General features: G+C 34.6%; 21 protein-coding genes and 2 pseudogenes. 18 read left to right on the forward strand and 5 right to left on the reverse strand.

Annotated features, from left to right (window positions below; genetic code table 11):
* Positions 1-169 precede the first annotated feature (169 nt).
* The 9 genes and pseudogenes from H8S01_RS13485 (at position 170) to H8S01_RS13525 (ending at position 6441) form a co-directional block, all read left to right on the forward strand.
* Entirely contained in the window at positions 170-823 is a 654-nt protein-coding gene (locus H8S01_RS13485) for a YdcF family protein (RefSeq protein WP_186837507.1), read from the forward strand.
* A 107-nt stretch (positions 824-930) separates the two neighbouring features.
* A pseudogene (locus H8S01_RS14550) lies at positions 931-1153 on the forward strand (23S rRNA (uracil-5-)-methyltransferase RumA); the annotation flags it as partial.
* A gap of 294 nt (positions 1154-1447) precedes the next feature.
* A complete protein-coding gene (locus H8S01_RS13495) occupies positions 1448-1765 on the forward strand; it encodes a hypothetical protein (RefSeq protein ID WP_243204417.1) in 318 nt (105 codons plus the stop codon).
* A gap of 119 nt (positions 1766-1884) precedes the next feature.
* Positions 1885-2322: a radical SAM mobile pair system MarR family transcriptional regulator gene (locus tag H8S01_RS13500; RefSeq protein ID WP_015567822.1), complete on the forward strand. Its 438-nt coding sequence runs from the start codon at positions 1885-1887 to the stop codon at positions 2320-2322.
* Complete coding sequence (locus H8S01_RS13505; RefSeq protein ID WP_186837509.1) at positions 2319-3008, forward strand: radical SAM mobile pair protein A; 690 nt, start codon at positions 2319-2321, stop codon at positions 3006-3008. The genes H8S01_RS13500 and H8S01_RS13505 overlap by 4 nt, the downstream gene beginning before the upstream one ends.
* Entirely contained in the window at positions 2996-3904 is a 909-nt protein-coding gene (locus H8S01_RS13510; RefSeq protein WP_186837510.1) for a radical SAM mobile pair protein B, read from the forward strand. Before H8S01_RS13505 ends, H8S01_RS13510 begins: the two co-directional genes overlap by 13 nt.
* A 25-nt stretch (positions 3905-3929) precedes the next feature.
* Positions 3930-4373 (forward strand): GNAT family N-acetyltransferase, encoded by a 444-nt coding sequence (locus H8S01_RS13515; RefSeq protein WP_118148958.1) that lies wholly within the window; start codon positions 3930-3932, stop codon positions 4371-4373.
* Between the two features lie 309 nt (positions 4374-4682).
* Positions 4683-5498 carry a class I SAM-dependent methyltransferase gene (locus H8S01_RS13520; protein WP_186837511.1) on the forward strand — a complete coding sequence of 272 codons (816 nt, stop codon included), beginning with the start codon at positions 4683-4685 and terminating at the stop codon, positions 5496-5498.
* Positions 5499-5547: 49 nt separating this feature from the next.
* Positions 5548-6441 (forward strand): AraC family transcriptional regulator, encoded by an 894-nt coding sequence (locus tag H8S01_RS13525; RefSeq protein ID WP_186837512.1) that lies wholly within the window; start codon positions 5548-5550, stop codon positions 6439-6441.
* A 216-nt stretch (positions 6442-6657) separates the two neighbouring features.
* Here the strand turns inward: H8S01_RS13525 and H8S01_RS14505 are convergent.
* Positions 6658-6945, reverse strand: a pseudogene (locus H8S01_RS14505) (MobA/MobL family protein); the annotation flags it as partial.
* 209 nt (positions 6946-7154) lie between these two features.
* Between H8S01_RS14505 and H8S01_RS13540 the strand changes: the two are divergent.
* Together H8S01_RS13540 and H8S01_RS13545 are read left to right on the forward strand one after the other, a co-directional pair.
* Positions 7155-7376 carry a hypothetical protein gene (locus tag H8S01_RS13540; protein WP_117963126.1) on the forward strand — a complete coding sequence of 74 codons (222 nt, stop codon included), beginning with the start codon at positions 7155-7157 and terminating at the stop codon, positions 7374-7376.
* Positions 7376-8566, forward strand: a complete 1191-nt coding sequence (locus H8S01_RS13545) for an MFS transporter (RefSeq protein WP_186837513.1) — start codon at positions 7376-7378, stop codon at positions 8564-8566. Before H8S01_RS13540 ends, H8S01_RS13545 begins: the two co-directional genes overlap by 1 nt.
* 75 nt (positions 8567-8641) lie before the next feature.
* Here the strand turns inward: H8S01_RS13545 and H8S01_RS13550 are convergent, their stop codons facing one another.
* Positions 8642-8881, reverse strand: coding sequence for a DUF6061 family protein (locus H8S01_RS13550; protein WP_186837514.1), 240 nt, complete (start codon positions 8879-8881; stop codon positions 8642-8644).
* 293 nt (positions 8882-9174) lie between these two features.
* Between H8S01_RS13550 and H8S01_RS13555 the strand changes: the two genes are divergently transcribed.
* Complete coding sequence (locus H8S01_RS13555; protein WP_118337663.1) at positions 9175-9819, forward strand: DUF1287 domain-containing protein; 645 nt, start codon at positions 9175-9177, stop codon at positions 9817-9819.
* A gap of 214 nt (positions 9820-10033) precedes the next feature.
* Here the strand turns inward: H8S01_RS13555 and H8S01_RS13560 are convergent, their stop codons facing one another.
* Positions 10034-10228: a hypothetical protein gene (locus tag H8S01_RS13560; RefSeq protein ID WP_021865186.1), complete on the reverse strand. Its 195-nt coding sequence runs from the start codon at positions 10226-10228 to the stop codon at positions 10034-10036.
* Between the two features lie 22 nt (positions 10229-10250).
* Positions 10251-11450, reverse strand: a complete 1200-nt coding sequence (locus tag H8S01_RS13565) for an IS91 family transposase (RefSeq protein WP_176935685.1) — start codon at positions 11448-11450, stop codon at positions 10251-10253.
* A 591-nt stretch (positions 11451-12041) separates the two neighbouring features.
* On the opposite strand from H8S01_RS13565, the gene H8S01_RS13570 reads away from it, so the two are divergent.
* From H8S01_RS13570 to H8S01_RS13590, 5 genes are all read left to right on the forward strand, one after another.
* The gene (locus tag H8S01_RS13570) at positions 12042-13319 is read left to right on the forward strand and encodes an ABC transporter permease (protein ID WP_186837515.1); all 1278 of its coding nucleotides are present in this window, start codon (positions 12042-12044) and stop codon (positions 13317-13319) included.
* Positions 13320-13328: 9 nt separating this feature from the next.
* Entirely contained in the window at positions 13329-13985 is a 657-nt protein-coding gene (locus H8S01_RS13575) for an ABC transporter ATP-binding protein (protein ID WP_186837516.1), read from the forward strand.
* A complete protein-coding gene (locus tag H8S01_RS13580; RefSeq protein WP_186837517.1) occupies positions 13985-15361 on the forward strand; it encodes an ABC transporter permease in 1377 nt (458 codons plus the stop codon). Before H8S01_RS13575 ends, H8S01_RS13580 begins: the two co-directional genes overlap by 1 nt.
* Positions 15362-15458: 97 nt before the next feature.
* A complete protein-coding gene (locus tag H8S01_RS13585) occupies positions 15459-16112 on the forward strand; it encodes a response regulator transcription factor (protein ID WP_186837518.1) in 654 nt (217 codons plus the stop codon).
* Positions 16109-17428, forward strand: a complete 1320-nt coding sequence (locus tag H8S01_RS13590; protein ID WP_186837519.1) for a sensor histidine kinase — start codon at positions 16109-16111, stop codon at positions 17426-17428. Before H8S01_RS13585 ends, H8S01_RS13590 begins: the two co-directional genes overlap by 4 nt.
* A gap of 166 nt (positions 17429-17594) precedes the next feature.
* Here H8S01_RS13590 and H8S01_RS13595 read toward each other — a convergent pair whose 3' ends face one another.
* The gene (locus H8S01_RS13595) at positions 17595-18743 is read right to left on the reverse strand and encodes a helix-turn-helix transcriptional regulator (protein ID WP_186837520.1); all 1149 of its coding nucleotides are present in this window, start codon (positions 18741-18743) and stop codon (positions 17595-17597) included.
* Positions 18744-19017: 274 nt separating this feature from the next.
* Between H8S01_RS13595 and H8S01_RS14380 the strand changes: the two genes are divergently transcribed.
* Positions 19018-20868 carry an Ig-like domain-containing protein gene (locus H8S01_RS14380; RefSeq protein WP_186837521.1) on the forward strand — a complete coding sequence of 617 codons (1851 nt, stop codon included), beginning with the start codon at positions 19018-19020 and terminating at the stop codon, positions 20866-20868.
* Positions 20869-20947 lie beyond the last annotated feature (79 nt).

Genomic DNA, 20947 nt, shown 5'->3' on the forward strand with positions numbered 1-20947 from the left:
GAGCCTCCTTAAAACCATCGGGTGGTAGGTGATTACAACCAATCCACAGTATCTTATATATCATAGTCGAACCTACAGAAGAGGTAAAGAAGAGACTATGATTTAACAGTTATTAAGACCTTGGAGAGGGTCTCTAAAAACTACTACTATATAATACGAGGTTTTTATCATGGAAAGATTAGCTTATGATAATTTAAAAATAATATGGGAATATATGCATATGAATATGGAATTATGTAATGTTGATTGCATAATTGGATTTGGTAACTATAATGATGATATTGCTTTAAGAGCAGCTGAATTGTACAAAAAAGGATATTCCTCAAAAATTCTTTTTACTGGTGGCTTGGGAAGAAATACGAATGATCTTTGGACCCGAAGTGAAGCAGAACGATTTGCTGATATCGCGGTAGGTGAGGGTGTGCCAAGAGAGGATATAATAATCGAAAATCAATCTACTAATACAGCAGAGAATATTATTTTTACACAAGAAAAACTTGCTAGCCTTAATATGAATGTTACGAAGATTTTAGGAGTTCATCAGCCCTTTATGGAAAGAAGAATATTTGCTGCATTAAAAGTGTACTGGCCAGATATTGATGCGATTATTACTTCTCCACAATTAACAATTAATGAATATATAACAAATTCAGTTAAACAGGGTTTAGATGAAAAGACAGTAATAGATGTAATTGTTGGGGATTTCCAGAGAATAGATGTTTATGCCAAAAGAGGCTATCAAATTCCACAATATATACCAGAGGAAGTAAATGAAGCGTTCAAAGTAATGGTTGAACTTGGCTATACTAGTCAGTTGATATAGGACAAAATAGCATTTAGACGGGGTAAATTTTACCCCGTTTGGTATGTATATACCTTTTCGCAAAAGGTGACGGTTTCGCTATTTAGTATAAGAAGAAACTTTCACCGCATGTGGAGACGGTTGTTCTTTTGTCCCAACTGAAATAAAAGCCGGATGATTACATTGATGTCACGATTGAACTTGATAATGTGGATATAACATCTGCAGAGACTAAGGCAACATATGATGAGATAAAGAAGTATGTGGCGGAACATAATGCCGTCATGAAGGTTTCCAATCTGTGTATCTCACAGGTAAAGAGAAAATGCGGAATTGAGGTTGGAAAGAATTTGTGCGTTGCAACGAGGAGAATGGACTGCTTGCAGGGCAATTCGACGACTGCCGCGATAGACTTGGAAATTGTTCCAAGTCCTAATTTACCTAAAAATGAAGATAGCAGGCAGCCACAGTGTCCAGAAGATAAAGAGAGTGCAATTGTGGAGGCATTGAAGTATTTTAAGATGATTCAGCAGAAATAAAAAGTGTTTGATAAATCGGTATTTGTAGAATTAGTAAATCTCGATTTTGGGAAATACAAGAATGTGTCTCATTATGGTTTTAATGCGGTTTGTAAGGAGAAACAATATGATTGGGTTTGTTATATGGTCACTTTTTGGAGTGTTTATAATTGGATTAGGAATAAAAGATATGTTTTCTAAGAATCCCGTTGGATTCTGGGCTAATACCGAAACAATAAAAGTAAAAGATGTGAAAGGTTACAATTGTGCGAGCGGACTATTGTTTATAATCTATGGAATCATTTTTGTTATATTAGGAATTCCGCTGTTAGAAGGTCAAAATACACCATACGTTCTGTTGTCGGTTATTGGTGTGATGGTGGAAACAATTGTAATTATGGCTGTTTATAGTTTAGTTATCGTTAAAAAGTATGAAGAGAAGTAAATAACTTCAAGTTTGGAGAATTGAAAAAAACGGAATTTACCTATTAAGACATATAAACTCTTGACAATAAAGCTCCTATATAGTATGTTTTTAATAAATTACTATATAGGAGCTTTTGTATGGAAATGAATGGAGGATTTCTTGTCACCAAAATAAAACAGCTTGGAGACCGGATTTTTGAGAAGATTCTCAGTGAAAAGAATATTGATGCGTTTAATGGAGCCCAGGGACGTATTCTTTATGTGCTGTGGCAAGAGGATGGTATCTCAATCAGGTCACTCTCGACTAAATGCGGATTAGCGATAACATCTCTTACTACGATGCTGGAAAGAATGGAAAATCAAGGGCTGATAAGCCGTGTTCAGTCTAAAACGGACAAAAGGAAAACACTTCTGTTTCTGACTGAGAAAGCACATGCCTTAAAGGGCGAGTACGATTCTGTATCTGATGAGATGGGCAGTATTTACTACAAAGGTTTTTCGGAGGAAGAAATTACCCGGTTTGAGGAATGCCTCGACCGCATCAGAAAGAATCTTGAGGAGTGGCAGAAGTCATGAGTATTTGTATCAAAGATCAGATTCAGAACATGAATATTGTCATCGGCTGCACAGTGGGGTGTACATATTGCTATGCCCGCAACAACGTGAAACGCTGGCATATGATTGATGACTTCGCTGACCCTGAATTCTTTCCGGGTAAGCTCAAGATGATGGAAAAGAAACGTCCGCAGAACTTTCTTCTTACCGGGATGAGCGATCTCTCCGGATGGAAGCCGGAATGGAGAGACGAGGTACTTGCAAAGATCCGTGAAAATCCGCAGCATCAGTTCCTGTTCCTTACCAAGCGACCTGATTTGCTGGATTTTGATACCGATCTGGAAAACGCATGGTTTGGCGTTACGGTGACGAGGAAAGCAGAACTGTGGCGTATCGACGCCCTTCGGAAAAACGTCAGAGCAAAACATTACCATGTTACCTTTGAGCCGTTATTCGACGATCCCGGCACAGTTGACCTTTCCGGAATCAATTGGATCGTTGTCGGCACCATGACCGGAGCTCAGAACAGGAAGATTCATACGGAGCCGGAATGGGCATGGTCTCTGGCGGACCAGGCACATAAGCTCGGCATTCCGGTGTTTATGAAGGAAGACCTTGTCCCTATCATAGGGGATGAAAATATGATTCAGGAAATGCCGGAAGAATTTAATAAAGTGTTAGAGGTACAGAAATCATGGAAGAAGTAATAAATGGAATCCTCATTCGTGAGGTGGAAACAAAGAACATCATGACTAAGTCTAGTCTGCCGGTAGGCGGTTACTCGGTCAATCCCTATGTGGGCTGTACACATGCCTGCAAGTATTGCTATGCTTCTTTTATGAAGCGCTTTACCGGGCACAAGGAGGAATGGGGCACTTTCCTTGATGTGAAGCATTGGCCGGAAATTAAAAATCCGAAGAAATATGCCGGACAGCGGGTGGTCATCGGTTCTGTGACAGATGGCTACAATCCACAGGAGGAGCAATTCGGGAATACCAGAAAACTTCTGGAGCAGCTGATCGGCAGTGACGCAGATATTCTGATCTGCACAAAGTCTGATCTTGTGGTACGGGATATTGATCTGCTGAAAAAGCTTGGACGAGTGACCGTTTCATGGTCGATTAACACGCTGGATGAAAATTTCAAGAACGATATGGACTCTGCCTCAAGCATTGAGCGTCGTATCGCTGCTATGAAGCAGGTATATGAAGCAGGGATCCGTACAGTCTGTTTCGTATCCCCGGTATTTCCCGGTATCACGGACTTTGAAGCGATCTTTGAGCGGGTAAAGGATCAGTGCGATCTGTTCTGGCTCGAAAATCTCAATCTTCGAGGCGGTTTCAAAAAGACAATTATGGATTATATCGCCGGACAATATCCTGATCTTGTACCACTTTACGACGAGATCTATAACAAGCATAACCGCAGCTACTTTGAAGCACTTGAAGTAAAAGCTGAGAAAATGGCTAAGAAGTATGATTGTGCCTTTGTGGATAATGAAATGCCTTATGGCAGAGTCCCGCAGGGGCATCCGGTGATCGTAGATTATTTCTATCATGAGGAAATCCGTGGGACAGAGAATACCGGAAAAAGAAATCGATAAATTCCAATTTGACGGAGTAATGGATATGAAAATACGAGAAGTGAATGAGAATAAAAAGCAGTTTATATCCTTATTGCTATTAGCTGATGAGCAGGAAAATATGATTGATCGCTATCTTGAAAAAGGTACTATGTATGCACTTGAAGATGGTAATGTAAAAGCTGAATGTGTTGTCACCGATGAAGGTAACGAAATACTTGAAATCAAGAATATCGCAGTTGATCCGGAAAATCAGGGAAAGGGCTATGGCAAAGCATTAATTGACTTCCTTGCAAGTAAATATGCAGATGAATATTCTATTTTGCAGGTTGGAACAGGTGACAGCCCGTTGACCGTACCGTTTTATGAAAAATGCGGATTTGTCCGTTCGCACAATATTCCGAATTTCTTTACGGACAATTATGACCACCCAATTTATGAGTGTGGTGTACAGTTAATAGATATGGTATATTTGCAAAGATGTTTATAACTTCCAGTTTAAGAAGTTTATGGGGACTGTCCCAAAGGTGACATCATATTGAATTAAGAAGAAAAACAGTAAGAAGGGACAGAGAGTAAATATGAGCTTTCTGTCTTTCTTTTGCCTTGCATATCAACAATTGATCCAGTAGACCAATTTTGATTCGTGTGGAATTATGTTTTGTTCAGTTGCATCTGGCTCAGTTGAGACCGGACAAAATGATTGAGGACAGACATGTCAATTTGAATTGTTTATTTTCATAAAATGTGTTACAATCGAGTTAGCCAAGACTAATTATATTGCAAAAAAGGTAAATGTATGAGTGAAAGAATAAAACCTACTATCAGTGGCAGTGCTGAGACAATGCTCCAGAGCTTTTATGCCAGAGCTCAATATTCCAAAAGTAAACATAATAAATTCTATGATGCAAAGGCGGTAGAATTAGTCGACAAAATTGATTATGATTTTTCTACAGCGGCTAGGGATTCTACGATGGGGAAAGGAGTAATTGCCAGAACGGTAGTTTTTGATGAATTAGTAAAGAATTTTATAGAGAAAAATCCTTATTGTACGGTGGTTAATATTGCCTGTGGTCTGGATACGAGATTTTATCGCATGGATAATGGTAAAATCACCTGGTACAATCTGGACCTGCCAGAAACGATAGCAATCCGCAATCAGATTTTCGAGGAATCAGGACGTGTTTCTACGATAGGAATTTCTGCACTTGACCCTGCATGGTCAAAAGAAGTAAAATTGCGGGGGAAAATGCTTTTTATCATTGAAGGATTATCAATGTATCTGACAGCAGAAGAAAACGGTAAGATATTAAAAATAATAAAGGACAACTTTGATAATGCCTGTATTATTATGGAATGTCTGGCAAAGGCATGGGTAAAGAAAGAAGGAATAGAAAAATCCATACAGCAAACAGGCTCAAAATTTGTCTTCGGTGCAGATCATTTTGAAGACCTTGGGAATATGACAACAGGGTATCATAAAATAAAAGATGATAATATTCTTCGTGGCATGGAGTTATTTTCATCTGCATACAGACTTTTGGCATTATTACCGATTGCAAAAAAGGTTACGCAGAAGATTCTGATATTTGAAAAGGACGAACAAAGCATGTGAAAGAGTCTTTATACGTGAATGAAAACAGATTGTTCAGGAGGGGACTGCCATGTCGCAGAAAGAAAAGAAAAAGCTTGTAAGTATAAAAACCGATGATACACTGATGGAAACTGCTTTACATGGGATTCATCTTTTTCCATACAAACTCTATGATGAAAACATAACCGATTATGATTTTAACTGTATTGACTGGCATTGGCATACCGAATTTGAATTTGTATATATCGAATCCGGTATAGTTCACTTTAATGTAGGAGAAGATAATTTTGACATGTCCGAGGGACAGGGAATATTTATTAATTCCAAAGTTGTTCATAAAATGCATTCCGAAAATGACGCTGTAATTCCAAATTTTCTCTTTCTTCCGTCCCTGATTGCTCCGAAAGAAAGTTTAATCTATCAGAAATTTGTGTTACCCTTTCTGAACTCATCTTTGGGTTATTACATTTTTTCTTCCTCACAGGAATGGCAGAAAGAAATTTTGTCTGAAATGCAAAAGCTTATACAGTTTAGCAGAGGTGAAATAAATGAACTACAAATATCTGTTCAATTACAAAAGATATGGGCACTCATAACTACAAATGTTATTTGTTACCCAGAAACGCAAAATGTGAATTCTTCCTCACTTGCACGGTTACAAATGATGATGCAGTTTATACATTCGAATTACCCTGAAAGCATTTCTCTTTTGGATATTGCCAAAGTTGGGGAAGTGAGTATCAGTACTGCTTTGAATTTGTTTCGTAATGTACTGAATACATCTCCTGTCAACTATCTGATATGCTACAGGTTAAGGAAGGCAGCATTACTTCTTACCAATACAGAAAAAAAAGTAAGTGCCATTTCAATAGAAACTGGATTCAGTAATACAGATTATTTCTGTAAAACATTTAAGAGAATGTATTCCTTAACTCCTACAGAGTATAGAAACGTAAAAAAATGAATTATCCGACGAAAAAAGGGCGACTTATCTCGCCCCTTTATCTCTGCTATGGTAATTCCTTTGTGTATGCTGCTGGTCAGCTTCTCTTTGATATATCCGTAATCTTTCTTCAAAGGTTGCTTTTGGTGGTATCTGCGGTTTGTGCGGTTCTGTAACATCTTTATTTTCAACAGTTGGAACAATCGCAATGCCTGGCGTCGATACTACTATGAGAAGATTAATAAGGTCAGTATAGAAGAGTTTTGCCTCATCCAGAAAATTTTCCTGCTTAATCAGCTTGTTCTTGGCAGTAAATAAGGTACGCTCATAGGCCTCTCCTTTTTTAACTATCTTACAACCTTTGCGGATATTCCCACTATCATCCAGTATCTCTTTTTTAGTGCGAACATGTTTTCCATGTTCATTGTAGAACATATTACGTGTCGCAATCTTTTCTATGGGTTCCGGCAACAGTTCCCTCTCGGAAAAAATGAGATGGATATGATAGTTGGTTTTGCGTTTGTTAGGTACATTTACAATCTCTGGTTTATTCTTAGGTATATAAAATTCTTTAAATTCTTTCTTAAAATCAAAAGCCATAATAATCTATAAAATTTCAATTTTAACATCAGACGTGTGGTTTTTACGATATTATACAGCATAATTGCGATATTATATAGTGAAAAATAAACAAAATTGCTATATAGTTCTATTTAGCCGTAAGGAGAAGATAAATGTATGCACAGGTTGAATTTGGTTTATGTGATGAAAAAGAATGTATTTCTATCATTTTAGATAATGAGGAACAGGTAAATGAATTTATGTTAATGCTTATTGAAAAGTCATTTATAGTGAATTGTGAACCAAGATACTTAGGTGCGTTCTATGAGGGAAGTGTTTGGTGTGGAGATGAGCATTATCTAAGAATAACAACAAAGAGAGTTGAGGAAAAATGATGAAGAATTATAAAAAGACAAAATTGGCGTGTTATTTGGGATTTATTACGCAGGCAGTTGCTGCGAATTTTGCACCTTTACTATTTCTAAAATTTCATACAGATTACAATATTTCACTTGGAAACATTGCTATGATATCAACATCCTTTTTCTTTACACAGCTTTTGGTAGATTTGTTTTGTGCCAAGTACGTGGACAAAATTGGATATAGAGTATGCATTGTTGCTTCTGAAGTATGTTCGGCTGCAGGCCTTGTAGGTTTGGCATTTTTACCAGAAATAATTCCATCTCCGTTTATTGGTATTATTATAAGTGTCATTTTGTATGCGATTGGAAGTGGCTTAATCGAGGTTTTAGGAAGTCCTATTGTGGAAGCATGTCCGTTTGAGAACAAGGAGGCTACTATGAGCCTTCTGCATTCCTTTTACTGTTGGGGAGCAGTTGGAACTATACTTGTTTCGACCGTTTTCTTTCTGCTATTTGGAATTGGCAGCTGGAAATGGCTTGCTGTTATTTTTGCATTAATTCCTGCTATCAATATTATTAATTTTGCAACTTGTCCGATTGAATCATTAGTAGAGGAAGGACAGGGAATGGGAATCAGAAAATTATTTTCAAATTCCATGTTCCTGATTGCCATTGTGATGATGGTCTGTTCCGGGGCATCGGAGCTTGCAATGGCACAATGGGCATCTGCGTACGCAGAATCAGCCCTAGGCTTTTCAAAGGCAGTGGGAGATATTGCCGGACCTTGTATGTTTGCTGTGACGATGGGAATTTCACGAGTGTTGTTTGGAAAAGCCGGTGATAAAATGAAACTAAACAGATTTATGATTGGTTCCGGTATCTTATGTTTTGTATGTTATTTATTAGCGTCATTTTCAGAAAATCCGATCATTGGACTTGCTGGATGTATTGTATGTGGGTTTTCTGTAGGAATCATGTGGCCCGGTACAATCAGCATCTCTTCCAAGGCATTTCCAACAGGAGGAACTGCAATGTTTGCACTTTTAGCAATGGCAGGTGATCTTGGAGGAAGCATAGGTCCAGCCATTGTAGGAAGGGTTGCGGACATGTTTGGAGGTAGTATTCATGTGGGCATGCGCATTGGACTCCTGTTTCCGATTACGTTGTGTTTTATGCTATTTTTATTCAATATAATGAACCACAATGCGAATAAGCAGAAATAGCTGTTATGGAATCTATAAAACAAGCACCAAATGACTTGTAATGTCATTTGGTGCTTGTTTTGACTTAAGAATTATTTACCATAGTTCCAACGAATCTTCCGCATCTATCCACATCTGCATAGTACCGTCAAGATAAAGTCGAGCATACTTCACAGGATTGTCTATTGCCAAAGCATTCAAGGCACACTCTGAATTAGGTGTTGTCTTTAATCCTTCCTCTGCCTTTGCACAATCAATCCGAAGAATATATCCGGCATAAGTGAATATATCAATGCTGTTATGATAAATGTTGTAATCTGCATATATTATGTTCATTAAACCAATCCTCTTTTCTGTAAAATTCAAAAAGCATTTCAAGCAGTTCACACAGTCCGTTCATATTATGCTATAATGTGTTATGCGATTTTGCTTCCCTTATTTTTTCCCTTACGAGGGTTCATAAAGCCTTGTGAAACGATATAACACAAGGGAATACCTAAGGGAAAGCTCACCTACAGAAAAGTTAGTGTTTATAAGGGTTAGCGGGGAGTTTATTAATAAAATATAACAGCTAATGAAACCCTTAAATTAAGTGATTATACAGTCGGAAGTTGTTTAATGGAGAATGTATGAAGAAGAGAATAACGCTTATTGTTTTTTCGGTGCTAATAATTGTTGCTTTATATGTGTTGTATTGTTTTAATTATATTCCACATAAAAAATACACAAATGCAGATTTCAATATAGAAGCTTACAAGAGCAATATTGATAAAGACAATGATGGTATAGATGACCAAACAGATATATTAAATAATGCAAATAATTACATAAAAACTAATCCAAAATATAAAAGCAAATATTACAACACAGGTTATCCAAATGATGAATATGGGGTTTGTACTGATGTAGTAGCTTTTGCTTTAAAAGATGCAGGATATGATTTGATGGTATTAGTAAATGAGGATATAAAAAACAATAAAGCATTATATGATATAGATGCCGTTGATAAAAATATAGATTTTAGAAGAGTTAAAAACTTAAAAGTATATTTCGATAATAATGCAATAAGTCTTACTACAGATATAAATGAAATAGAAGAATGGCAAGGTGGAGATATTGTTGTATTTAAAAAACATATCGGCATTATATCTGACAAGAGAAATCGAAAAGGTATATGTTTTGTTATCCATCATGCAAATCCATATCAAATATATTATGAAGAGGATATACTGGAACATCGTGATGATATCATAGGACATTATAGAATCAGTTAGACAACTTCCAGTTTGTCTGACTCATAAATAATTTAATAACAGGATTACAAGCACTTTAGCCATAATAGGTCAATGGCATTAAGTTAAGAAAATCTCGCATCACACATAGTGTGATGTGGGATTTTTTTACTTTATAGGAAAGTTCTACTTTCGTCGAACTTTTGAATGAAAATAGCCAGCACAAAAGCGGGCACGAGAAATAGACGGTTTAGGTTTAGAAGATATAAAAACCTTCTTCGCCGAAATCGTCATCATCCAGCTCATCAAATTCGTGTAAGAAATAATCCATATCCAAAAGATCATCATCGCTCATGTCGAGGACTTCGTCAGAAGTCATGCCTTCCGGAGGATTTTTGATATATTGTTGCCGAAGTTCCTTTGCAAGTTCTGTCTCAGTGAATCGTTTCATAGTGATCGTCTCCATTTCCATATTAGATACGTTGATTGTACCATGTAACAGGAGACTGTGGAAGAGAAGAAGGAGAAGCAGGAGAACGACATCGGTGCTTACGCATCACTCTTTCATATAATTGATGCAAAGGAACAGGTTTATGGTTGAAATATAACTCAAGGAAAAGCATGGTTGTACCGCAGGAAGGGCATTTTAATGGATCATATCCAAAGGAGAGGAGGATAGATTCTCGCCACCGATTAAAGGAAAGAAATATTTTGTGCTTTTCCCTGGAGATTGCTCTGTGAAGAGATTGGTCAGATTTACGATGTCTGGCATAAATTCCATAATAACGGATCATTTTAAAATGTTTTTCCGGGATGTGCTGAGTAAGCCGTGGCATGAAATCAAGAACAGGGATGGTTTCGATGACCAATTTCTCGTCTTCATGGCGATTGTAATGAAAAGTAACAAAATCACCGTCGTAAGAATCAATACGAGAAGTTGCAATGACTGGTCTGCCAAGATAACGACCAATGTACTTAATCACGTTAGAGGGGTTGCATTTATTGGGCATAGCTCGAACGTAAAAACCATTTTTATGCTCATGGTAGATGGAAGCTTTTAGTTTTTTGAAAGAGTCGCCGATTTTGGAATGTAACTCGTTCAAAAGAGCGGTCTGAAAAGAATCACGTAAGAGTCTATAGTTGAAATGTTTTTTGTGACGCCAGTGAAGAGAATTTCCAATGCCCCCTTCAGAAATGAGACAATGGATATGTGGATTCCACTTTAAATCCCTGCCAAAGGTATGAAGTACACAGATAAAGCCAGGAGTAAAGAGTTCGGTTTTGTTATCTTTATGGAACATATGTGTAACAACACTATTAACAGCAGAGAAAAGACAGTTCAAAAGAGAGCGGTCATTTAAAAACAGAGGACGGAGTTTGCCGGCAATGGTAAAGACACAGTGGCGATGCTGGACATTGATGATCTTAAAGGACATAGAGGTAGTTCTGTCAATGGCATACATGTTACCGCAGGTAGGACAGAAACGGGAATGACAGCGGAAAGGAACATATTTGAAATTACCGCAGGAAGGGCAGGTATACATGGCACCACCAAAAGAAGGGTCGCCACAATTAATCATTTTTTCTACATTTTCGATGACAGAGTCACGAGGATGTTGAATATAAATCATTTCCTCAAAATGGTCTTTAAAAATCTTTTGCAAAATATTCATAAGACTATTATGAGGGAAAATGAGAAAAAAAGAAACCCCTAACCCCTCAAGAGTGAGGGGAAGGGGAGTTGAAGTGTCTGAGACACTTTTTTATGGAAAAGTATTGACATGTTAATCAAAAAATGCGGCCGCTTTAGCTACTGATTTATTTCTAGATGTAGCTAAAGCGGCCCTTGTAATTAGAAATCATCTTTTTGCAAGGAGGACACCGCATGGATAGAAAATCTCAAGAATGTTCCTGTAGTTATCACAAACAAACATGTAGTATCTACAGCAATAAAAAAAGAAGCAGATCCCGAAGTGCTGCTTCATCAATTTTTTCGTAAGTGTCCGTACACTTACTGTGCTTGCTTATATACTAATTGTGTAAGAACAATTTTAAACATAATGTTTATATTATTATACCATAGTTTGGAAAAATAAAAAATTATATTTCATCAACGTTTCATAAAAGGTGTGTAGAATGTTATTGAAAGTAGCTATAAAATGCTATTGTGTAAAAAATAAAGGAGGAATAATTTATGTAAAAATGCTTGTCCAGTAGATGCAATTAGTTATGGAGTAAGTAAATAGAGAGGAGTAGTTAGGAAAGTGATAAAAAATGCTATAGCATATATTACAAGAAAGAGAAATAGAACTTTAATAATTTTTATCATATTAACTATAGTTCTTTCTTGCTTGTATTCTTGTTTAACAATAATGAAATCAAGCGATGAAATAGAAAAGGCTTTATATGAAAGTTCTAATTCTTCAATATCAATAACAAAAAAAGATGGTAACTATTTTAATGTTAATGAATTTAAAGATATTGAAAAAATAAAAGAAATTGAAGAAAAAATAATTCAATATGATGGATTAGCAAAGCTAAAAGATGCTAAAGTAGTTAGCGGAGAACAAAGAATAAATAGAGAAGATTTATCTGACGAATTTAAGAATGTTGTTTCACTCGAAGCTACAAATAATACTAAAAGAAATATTTTATTTAGTAGTGGAGTATTTACAATTAAAGAAGGTAAAAATATAGGAGAAAATGATAAGGATTCAATTATTGTTCATGAAGAATTTGCTAAACAAAACAATCTAAAATTAGGTGATGAAGTTGATCTTGAATTACTAGATATTGAAAAAAGTGGAAAGATAAAAAGTCATAAATTTAAAATTATAGGGATCTTTTCTGGTAAAAAACATGAAACATATACAGGGCTATCTTCTGATTTTAGCGAAAATATGGTGTTTGTAGATTATTCAACAAGCCAAGAGATATTAAATAAATCAGAAAATAATAAAATTGCAAATAAAATTTTAATGTATTCTGGTAGTGCAGAATCTACAGACTTAGCCTTAAACAAATTGAAAGAGCTTAAAATTGATGAGTCAAAGTATTTTGTTGAAAAAGATTCTAATGCGTTTGAAGAGTCTTTGGAGTCAGTGAGTGGAATAAAACACATAATAAAAATAATGACTTATTCTATTATGTTAGGTGGGATGGTTGTTCTTTCATTAATCTTGATTCTATGGTTAAGAGAAAGAATTTATGAAATAGGTATATTTTTATCTATTGGAACATCTAAGATACATATTATAATGCAATTTATATTCGAGTTAATATTCATATCGATACCAAGTATAATATCTTCCTTATTTTTAGGAAATGTATTACTAAAAGTAATTGTAGATGGATTCATTAACTCAGAGGACTCAATGATTTCCGGAGGAAGTTTAATAAATAATAGTAGTTTTATATTAAATATAACAACACTTGGACAAAGTTATTTAATATTAATAAGTATTATTATTTTATCAGTTGTATTTGCTTCTTCATTAATATTAATCAAGAAACCTAAAGAAATATTATCAAAAATAAGTTAGGAGAAAATAATGGATATATTAGAAATAAAGAATGTAGCATATAGTTATGCAAATTCTAAAGAAAAAGTTTTGTCAGGAGTAAATCAAAAATTTGAACTTGGGAAGTTTTATGCGATAGTAGGAAAGTCAGGAGCAGGAAAATCTACACTTCTTTCCTTACTTGCTGGACTCGATAAACCTCAAACAGGACAAATATTGTTTAAGAATGAAGATATACAAAAGAAAGGATATAGTAATCATAGAAAAAATAATATATCTTTAGTATTTCAAAACTATAATTTAATAGATTATTTATCGCCGATTGAAAATATTAGATTAGTGAATAAATCAGCAGATGAAAGTATCTTGTTTGAACTAGGCTTAGATAAAAAACAAATAAAAAGAAATGTTATGAAATTATCTGGTGGACAGCAGCAAAGAGTAGCTATTGCCAGAGCATTGGTATCAGATGCTCCAATAATACTGGCTGATGAGCCTACTGGTAATCTGGATAGTGTTACTGCCGGAGAAATAATTAATATATTAAAGACATTAGCTAAAGAAAGGAATAAATGTGTAATAGTTGTAACACATAGTAAGGAAGCAGCAGATTCTGCGGATATCATTTTAGAGCTAAGTGGTAAGAAGTTAAAAAAAGTAAATAAAATGAATTTGGAGGTTGAATAATGATAAAAAATGCATTTGCTTATATAACTAGAAAAAGCTTAAAATCAATAATTATTATGTTAGTTATTTTGGCTATGTCAACTTTAAGTCTTATAAGTTTATCTATTAAAGATGCTACGGACAGAGCCTCAAAAGAAACATTTGCTAATATAACAAATAGTTTTTCTATGGAGATAAATAGACAAGTAAATCCAGGAACACCTAGAGGTGGAGGAAATGTAAAAGGTGAAGATATTAAAAAGATAGCTCAAACAGATAGTATAGACTCCTATGTAAAAAGAATAAACAGTGTTGCAGATTTAGTTGATTATGATATTATTGAAACTAAAGAGACTCTTGCGAATCAATCGCCTAAAAGAGCGAAGAATTTTAAAAGAACAGTGATGTTAACCGGAGTTAACGACTCATCAAAAGAAACAAAATTTGTATCAGGAGCATATAAATTAGTAGAAGGAAAGCATTTAGAAAATGAAGATAAAAATAAAATCTTAATGCATAAAGATTTAGCTGAAAAAAATAATCTTAAAGTTGGAGATAAGATAAAAATAAAATCTAATTTATTTGATGCTGATAATGAGAAAGGTGCAAATGAAACAGTAGAAGTAGAAATTAAAGGTCTATTCGATGGGCATAATAGCGGTGGAGTAAGTGTAGCACAAGAACTATACGAAAATACATTAATCACTGATGTTCATACAGCTGCTAAAGTTTATGGTAATACAGAAGATACAGCTGTATACCAGGATGCAACATTCTTTGTAAAAGGTGATAAGAATCTTGATAGTGTAATAAAAGAGATTGAGAAATTAGATATAAATTGGAGAGAATATAATTTGATTAAAAGTTCATCAAATTATCCTGCATTACAACAATCTATATCAGGTATCTACTCAATTTCAAATAAATTATTTGCTGGCTCATTAATATTTGCAGGAGTTGTAGTTTCATTATTATTATTATTATGGATGAATGCCAGAAAGAAGGAAATAGCAGTATTACTATCATTAGGTATATCAAAATTAGAAATTTTTGGTCAATTCCTGATTGAGATGGTATTTATATCAATCCCCGCATATGTTGGCTCTTATTTCTTAGCTAGGTATACAGCTGAAAAGCTTGGAAATAATATATTGAATAAGGTTACTGGTGATATAGCTAAACAAATAGCCAGACAATCTGCATCTAGCCAATTAGGTGGTGGGGCAGAAGCTGAAGGATTTAACAAGACATTATCAAGTTTAGATATAAATGTATTACCTAAATTCATAATTTATGTAGTTATATTTATGAGTTTAGTACTTCTTGTATCATTGATTATTTCTTCATTCAATATATTAAGAAGGAATCCAAAAGAATTATTAATTGACAATAATTAAAATTTTTGGTGCTTTTTAGCACCAAAAATTTTTTGGCTTTTAAATATCAAATAATATGCTGTATAATATAAGTGTATAGGCTTAAGTGGAGGTATATATGAAAATATTAACTGTTGAAGATGATAATATGATAAGAGAGGGAATAAGTGAATATCTTTCAGAATTTGGATATACTGTTATTCAAGCTAAAGATGGAAGAGAAGCCTTGACAAAATTTAATAGCGATATAAATTTGGTTATCTTAGACATACAGATACCTTTTATAAATGGTTTAGAAGTGTTGAAAGAAATTAGAAAGAAAAGCAATTTACCAATTCTAATCTTGACTGCATTTAGTGATGAAGAATATAAAATTGATGCATTTTCTAATTTAGCAGATGGATATGTAGAAAAGCCATTTTCATTGCCGGTCTTAAAGGCTAGAATAGATTCTTTAATTAAGAAGAATTATGGACATTTAGAGAAGTTTGAATATAAGGACCTAACGGTTAATTTTAATAGCTATACAGCTAAAATAAATGGTGAAGAAATAGATGTAAATGCAAAAGAACTAGAAGTATTAAAATGTTTATTGGATAATAATGGACAAGTGTTAACAAGAATGCAAATTATTGATTATGTATGGAAAGATAGTGAAGAAACTCCTTATGATCGAGTGATAGATGTATATATAAAAGAACTTAGAAAAAAATTACAATTAGACTGCATAACTACTGTAAGAAATGTAGGATATAAATTGGAGAGAAAATGAAAAAATTAAAGATATTTCCCAAAATGTTCATACAAATATTTTCTGTTCTTGGAATAATAATTATATTAGTTCATTCATTAGTTTTTTTTATCTTTCCTAAAACATATTTGGAGACGAGAAAAGAAAAGATTCATAATATTGCAAATGAAATTTCTAGTAATATGAATGGAAAAGAAATAAAATATATAGAACAAACGTTGGAACTATATTCTAAAAGTAGTGAAATAAAAGCATTTATAAAAGAAGAAAATAATAAGAATGAAATACAAATCAAAGATAATATAAATGTTAATTTAGAAAGTGATAGTAATTCTTTGATAATTGAAGAAAGAGAAATAAAGCTTGATGATGGAAAAAAAATAAATCTACAATTTGTTTCTACAGCTGATATGCAAAAAGATGCGAAAAATTTAAGCCTTAAATTTTTACCATATTCATTATTAATATCAATTTTATTTTCTGCTATTATTTCTTTAATTTATGCAAAATCAATAAAAAATAATTTACAAGAAATAAAAATTGTTACTGATAAAATGATGAAACTGGATAAAAAAACGCGTTTAAAAGTTAGCTCTAATGATGAGGTTGGAGAATTAAAACAACAAATTAATGATTTGTATTCTACTTTATTAAGAACAATTGACGATTTGGAATTTAAAAATAAAGAAATTTTAAAATTAGAAAAGTTAAAATATGACTTTTTTAAAGGTGCATCCCATGAACTTAAAACTCCTCTTGCTAGTCTTAAAATAATACTGGAAAACATGAAATACAATATTGGAAAATATAAACAAAGAGATATTTATATTAATGAATGTATTGAAATCGTTGACAGTTTAACAAAAAACATTTCTCAAATATTATCAGTTCATTCTATAGAAAATTTGAATAATGATGAAGAATATTTGAAAATAAATGATACATTAGAAGACGTATTAAAAAAGTATGAAATATTAGCAAATCAAAAGAAAATAACTGTCAATAATTATATATTAGATGAGAATATTTATATAGGAAAAACAGCTTTAAAGATTATTCTATCTAATTTGATTAGTAATGCGGTAAAATATACTGATGTAAATGGGGTAATTAATATTGGGATAGTTAATGATTGGTTATATATAGAGAATTCATACGGTAACAATAAAATTTCGGATATGGATAAAATATTTGATGTTAAATTTGATTTAAATAAGGAAAATAGTAATGGATTAGGTTTATATATTGTAAGTAATATCCTGAATAATTACAATATAGAATATAAAGCATTGCAGGATGAAGAATTTTTTATCTTTAAAATTAAAATATTTTCTTAAACAACATATAATTTTGCAATAGTTATTGAAAAATATCACAGTGGCAGATGGGATGGAGAAATTCATTACTATATTGATGGCTCGGTCTATAAAGGCGGGAAATTATTGATGTTGGCATACAATGAAGAGAATGGGAAGTATTATCAAATAGAATTTGAATTATATTTTATTTTCCCCTGTAATCCGATGGGCTTTTGTGCATCATACGTTTGAAAGCACGCCTGAAAGAATACACGCTGTTGTAGCCTGTTTTTTCCGCAATTTCGACAATGGTTTTATCGGAAGAGGCGAGAAGTTCGCATGCCTTTTTAATGCGGATATTTTCAAGGTGGTCCGCAAAGCATATGCCTGTCGCTTCCTTAAAACATGATGAGAGGTATCCTTCAGAAACGTCAAACTGTCTTGCGGTACAAGCGAGATTAAGATTCGGGTTGCTGAAATTCTCCGCCATGTAAATTTTAACTTCATTAATAGGAAGTTTTTTTCGCAAAATTCTGTGAGAATTCAATGCAAGGCTTATTTGGCGGCATGTCTCTGTAAGAAGGGCAAAATACTGTTTTGGATTGTTTTGCAGTTCTGACATATCCTGACTGAATTTTAATAGAATATCCTGAAAATTGTTTTTTGTCGGATTAAGTATCATAAGGCTTGCTGTTATGCTGTGGTGCAGTTTTAACATTTCTGATGTGTCAAGAGAACGGATTATTACATTTTCATCAAAAAGAATCTGCATGACAAATTCCAAAGAAGGATTATTGTTGCATTTGACTGCATTTATAAGCAGATTTGCAGCTGTATCGGGATAGTAATGTTTAAATGAATCTGATTCGGTGAATGAAACGTAATCGTCATACTGCATAATATATAAATCTTTTTCCTGCATTGTATTAAAAAGGCATGTAAGTGCCTCTTTTTTTGCAAATATAAATTCCGAAAAATTTCCGCATGGGCGGCTTATTCCCCACAGAGTGCGGCAGTTGTATCTTTTTGAAAAATAATTGTATATGCCGGTGATACAATTTTTAATATTAAAATTTTCATTGTGATTAAAAATTAGCAGAAGTTCGTGATTTTCGGTGCGGTAAAACCATACGAAACAATCACGGCAGCCGGATGCATATTCGGGAATAAAGGAGATTACGTCGTGCTGGTACGAGCAGTTATTGTTTTTGGTATCGGGAGCGAAAGCTGCAATCGTATAAAGCGGCAGCTTGAAATATGTATGCAGAATATCAAGACATTCTGCGTCTGTGAAGATTTCATTTTTTGTAAAAAGCTGATGAATAAATCCGTTGATAATTACACTATTGTCCATAAGCAGACCTCCCTGATTCTGTGCGTGAAGATACATTTGTCAAGATGAAAAAATGTATCATGCTCTTTTATCATAAGCCATTAACAGTCTGAATGCAAGGTTTTATAAAGCACTTTTATAAAAAAGAATTATATAAGGGTACTTTTTACATTAAATTCTATTGTATCTTTAAAATAAAATGTGAAAATATTATGATTATTTTGTAAATTAAGGGAAGTTTTTACACTCTTTTTACAACAATTCACAAGGGTAATATTTTCAGGAGGTAAAAATAGTGGGTAACGAATTTGAAAATCGTGAGCAGCGGAGAAAAATGAAAAAATCACGTGCAAAGTCAGGAAAAGCCAAAGCTACAAGAGCAACAGCGGTAATGATGGCGGCTCTTATGGCAACATCGGGAATGTCACTTCCGACGGGGATTTTTGCATATGGAGCAGAAAATAACAAACTTCTTGCATTTGCGGGAGCAGAAGGCGGTGGAAGATATGCAACAGGTGGACGAGGATATGACGTTTATGTCGTAACAAATCTTGAAGATTACGGAAGAAATGATAAGCCTGTAGAGGGTTCATTAAGATATGGAATAGAGGAAGCAGCCAAGAATAACGGCGGTACAATGATTGTATTTAATGTGGGCGGTACAATTGCACTTAAACAGAGGCTTACATTTGCAGGCAGAAAGAACATAACACTTGCGGGACAGACAGCTCCTGGAGACGGAATTACACTGTCAGGTTATGACACGGATATAAGCAATTCGGAAAATCTTATCATAAGATACATGAGATTCAGACCGGGTGCTGCCAATGTACATACAGGCGGTGATTCTATGGATGCACTCTGGGGCAGGGACAATAAAACATTTATTATCGACCACTGTTCATTCAGTTGGAATACAGATGAGACGGTTTCAACTTACAGAGGTAAAGACGGTACGGTTCAGTGGTGTATTATTTCCGAGAGTCTTACTGTTTCCGGACACTCAAAGGGACGTCACGGATACGGCGGTATTTTCGGCGGTGATAATGTGTTATTCAGCAATAACCTTATGGCTAACCATACATCAAGAAATCCGCGAGTTGGCGGCGGCTGCATGGGTGACCCTACAAAGGACGGCGGAAGCACAGCAACATTGCAGATTAGCAACAATGTGCTTTATAACTGGGGATATAATACATGCTATGGCGGCGGATATGCGTATACCAATTACATAAATAATTATCTCAAAGCCGGAATCGGTACAAGAGAAACAGTATTTAACCAGCTTATAGATATGGGTGAGTCAACAAAACCGGGCGGTTTCTACGTAAATGGCAATTATATGGAAGGAAATGCAGCCGTAACAGCAGACAATTCCAAGGGGGAAAAGATGTCAGGTGCAACATCGGGAGCAAATAAGACAGAAGTTGCAAATAAGCCATATACAGCCGAAGGTTTTGCAAGTGCAACTGTAGTTGACGCAAAGGATTGTTATGAATCTGTGCTTACAAAAGCAGGTGCAACATATCCTTACCGTGACGCAATCGATGCAAGGGTTGTTGCAGAGACACGAAATGACACAGGCAGATATATCAATACAGAAGATGAAGTTGGAGGTTATCCGGCACAGACAATTTCAAGAGCAGCGGATTTTGATACTGATATGGATGGTATTCCTGATACATGGGAGACGGCACATGGACTAAATCCTAATGATGCAGCAGATTCAAAGAAAATAAATCCGTCAACGGGATATGCTTATGTTGAGGAATATTTTAACGGTCTTGTTGAAAATGTTGAAAAATCGGATTATATTGCACCAAACCCTGATGTTGAAACAGATGTTGCGGAAAACACACAGTATAATGAGGGTGACACAGTAAAAGTAACTGCTACAGCTAAGGCAAATAACGGCGGAAATATCGCAAAAGTAGAATTTTATAATGGTGACAAGCTTGTCGGAACATCGACAGAGGCACCTTACACATGCGAATATAAAGGACTTACTGACGGAACATATAGCATTACTGTAAGAGCTATGATAATGACGGAAACCAGACACAGTCATCTGTTAAAAAGATTCATGTCAACAGTACTGCCGGAAGCGGAGAATGGACAAGTAAAGACATCGGACGCCCGGAAGTAGCCGGAAGTGCAAGCCTTACGGACGGAGTTCTTACGGTAAAAGGTTCAGGAAAACTAGGCTCAAGTGAGGGAAGCGTATC

This window comes from Lachnospira hominis (ex Liu et al. 2021) (genome assembly GCF_014287955.1).
GTDB lineage: Bacteria > Bacillota > Clostridia > Lachnospirales > Lachnospiraceae > Lachnospira > Lachnospira hominis.

What these genes read in the sequence shown, in the direction of transcription:
- H8S01_RS13485 (WP_186837507.1), top strand. Translation starts at nt 170, where the DNA reads ATGGAAAGATTAGCTTATGATAATTTAAAAATAATATGGGAATATATG.
- H8S01_RS13495 (WP_243204417.1), top strand. Translation starts at nt 1,448, where the DNA reads ATGATTGGGTTTGTTATATGGTCACTTTTTGGAGTGTTTATAATTGGA.
- H8S01_RS13500 (WP_015567822.1), top strand. Translation starts at nt 1,885, where the DNA reads ATGGAAATGAATGGAGGATTTCTTGTCACCAAAATAAAACAGCTTGGA.
- H8S01_RS13505 (WP_186837509.1), top strand. Translation starts at nt 2,319, where the DNA reads ATGAGTATTTGTATCAAAGATCAGATTCAGAACATGAATATTGTCATC.
- H8S01_RS13510 (WP_186837510.1), top strand. Translation starts at nt 2,996, where the DNA reads ATGGAAGAAGTAATAAATGGAATCCTCATTCGTGAGGTGGAAACAAAG.
- H8S01_RS13515 (WP_118148958.1), top strand. Translation starts at nt 3,930, where the DNA reads ATGAAAATACGAGAAGTGAATGAGAATAAAAAGCAGTTTATATCCTTA.
- H8S01_RS13520 (WP_186837511.1), top strand. Translation starts at nt 4,683, where the DNA reads ATGAGTGAAAGAATAAAACCTACTATCAGTGGCAGTGCTGAGACAATG.
- H8S01_RS13525 (WP_186837512.1), top strand. Translation starts at nt 5,548, where the DNA reads ATGTCGCAGAAAGAAAAGAAAAAGCTTGTAAGTATAAAAACCGATGAT.
- H8S01_RS13540 (WP_117963126.1), top strand. Translation starts at nt 7,155, where the DNA reads ATGTATGCACAGGTTGAATTTGGTTTATGTGATGAAAAAGAATGTATT.
- H8S01_RS13545 (WP_186837513.1), top strand. Translation starts at nt 7,376, where the DNA reads ATGAAGAATTATAAAAAGACAAAATTGGCGTGTTATTTGGGATTTATT.
- H8S01_RS13550 (WP_186837514.1), bottom strand. Translation starts at nt 8,881, where the DNA reads ATGAACATAATATATGCAGATTACAACATTTATCATAACAGCATTGAT.
- H8S01_RS13555 (WP_118337663.1), top strand. Translation starts at nt 9,175, where the DNA reads ATGAAGAAGAGAATAACGCTTATTGTTTTTTCGGTGCTAATAATTGTT.
- H8S01_RS13560 (WP_021865186.1), bottom strand. Translation starts at nt 10,228, where the DNA reads ATGAAACGATTCACTGAGACAGAACTTGCAAAGGAACTTCGGCAACAA.
- H8S01_RS13565 (WP_176935685.1), bottom strand. Translation starts at nt 11,450, where the DNA reads ATGAATATTTTGCAAAAGATTTTTAAAGACCATTTTGAGGAAATGATT.
- H8S01_RS13575 (WP_186837516.1), top strand. Translation starts at nt 13,329, where the DNA reads ATGGATATATTAGAAATAAAGAATGTAGCATATAGTTATGCAAATTCT.
- H8S01_RS13580 (WP_186837517.1), top strand. Translation starts at nt 13,985, where the DNA reads ATGATAAAAAATGCATTTGCTTATATAACTAGAAAAAGCTTAAAATCA.
- H8S01_RS13585 (WP_186837518.1), top strand. Translation starts at nt 15,459, where the DNA reads ATGAAAATATTAACTGTTGAAGATGATAATATGATAAGAGAGGGAATA.
- H8S01_RS13590 (WP_186837519.1), top strand. Translation starts at nt 16,109, where the DNA reads ATGAAAAAATTAAAGATATTTCCCAAAATGTTCATACAAATATTTTCT.
- H8S01_RS13595 (WP_186837520.1), bottom strand. Translation starts at nt 18,743, where the DNA reads ATGGACAATAGTGTAATTATCAACGGATTTATTCATCAGCTTTTTACA.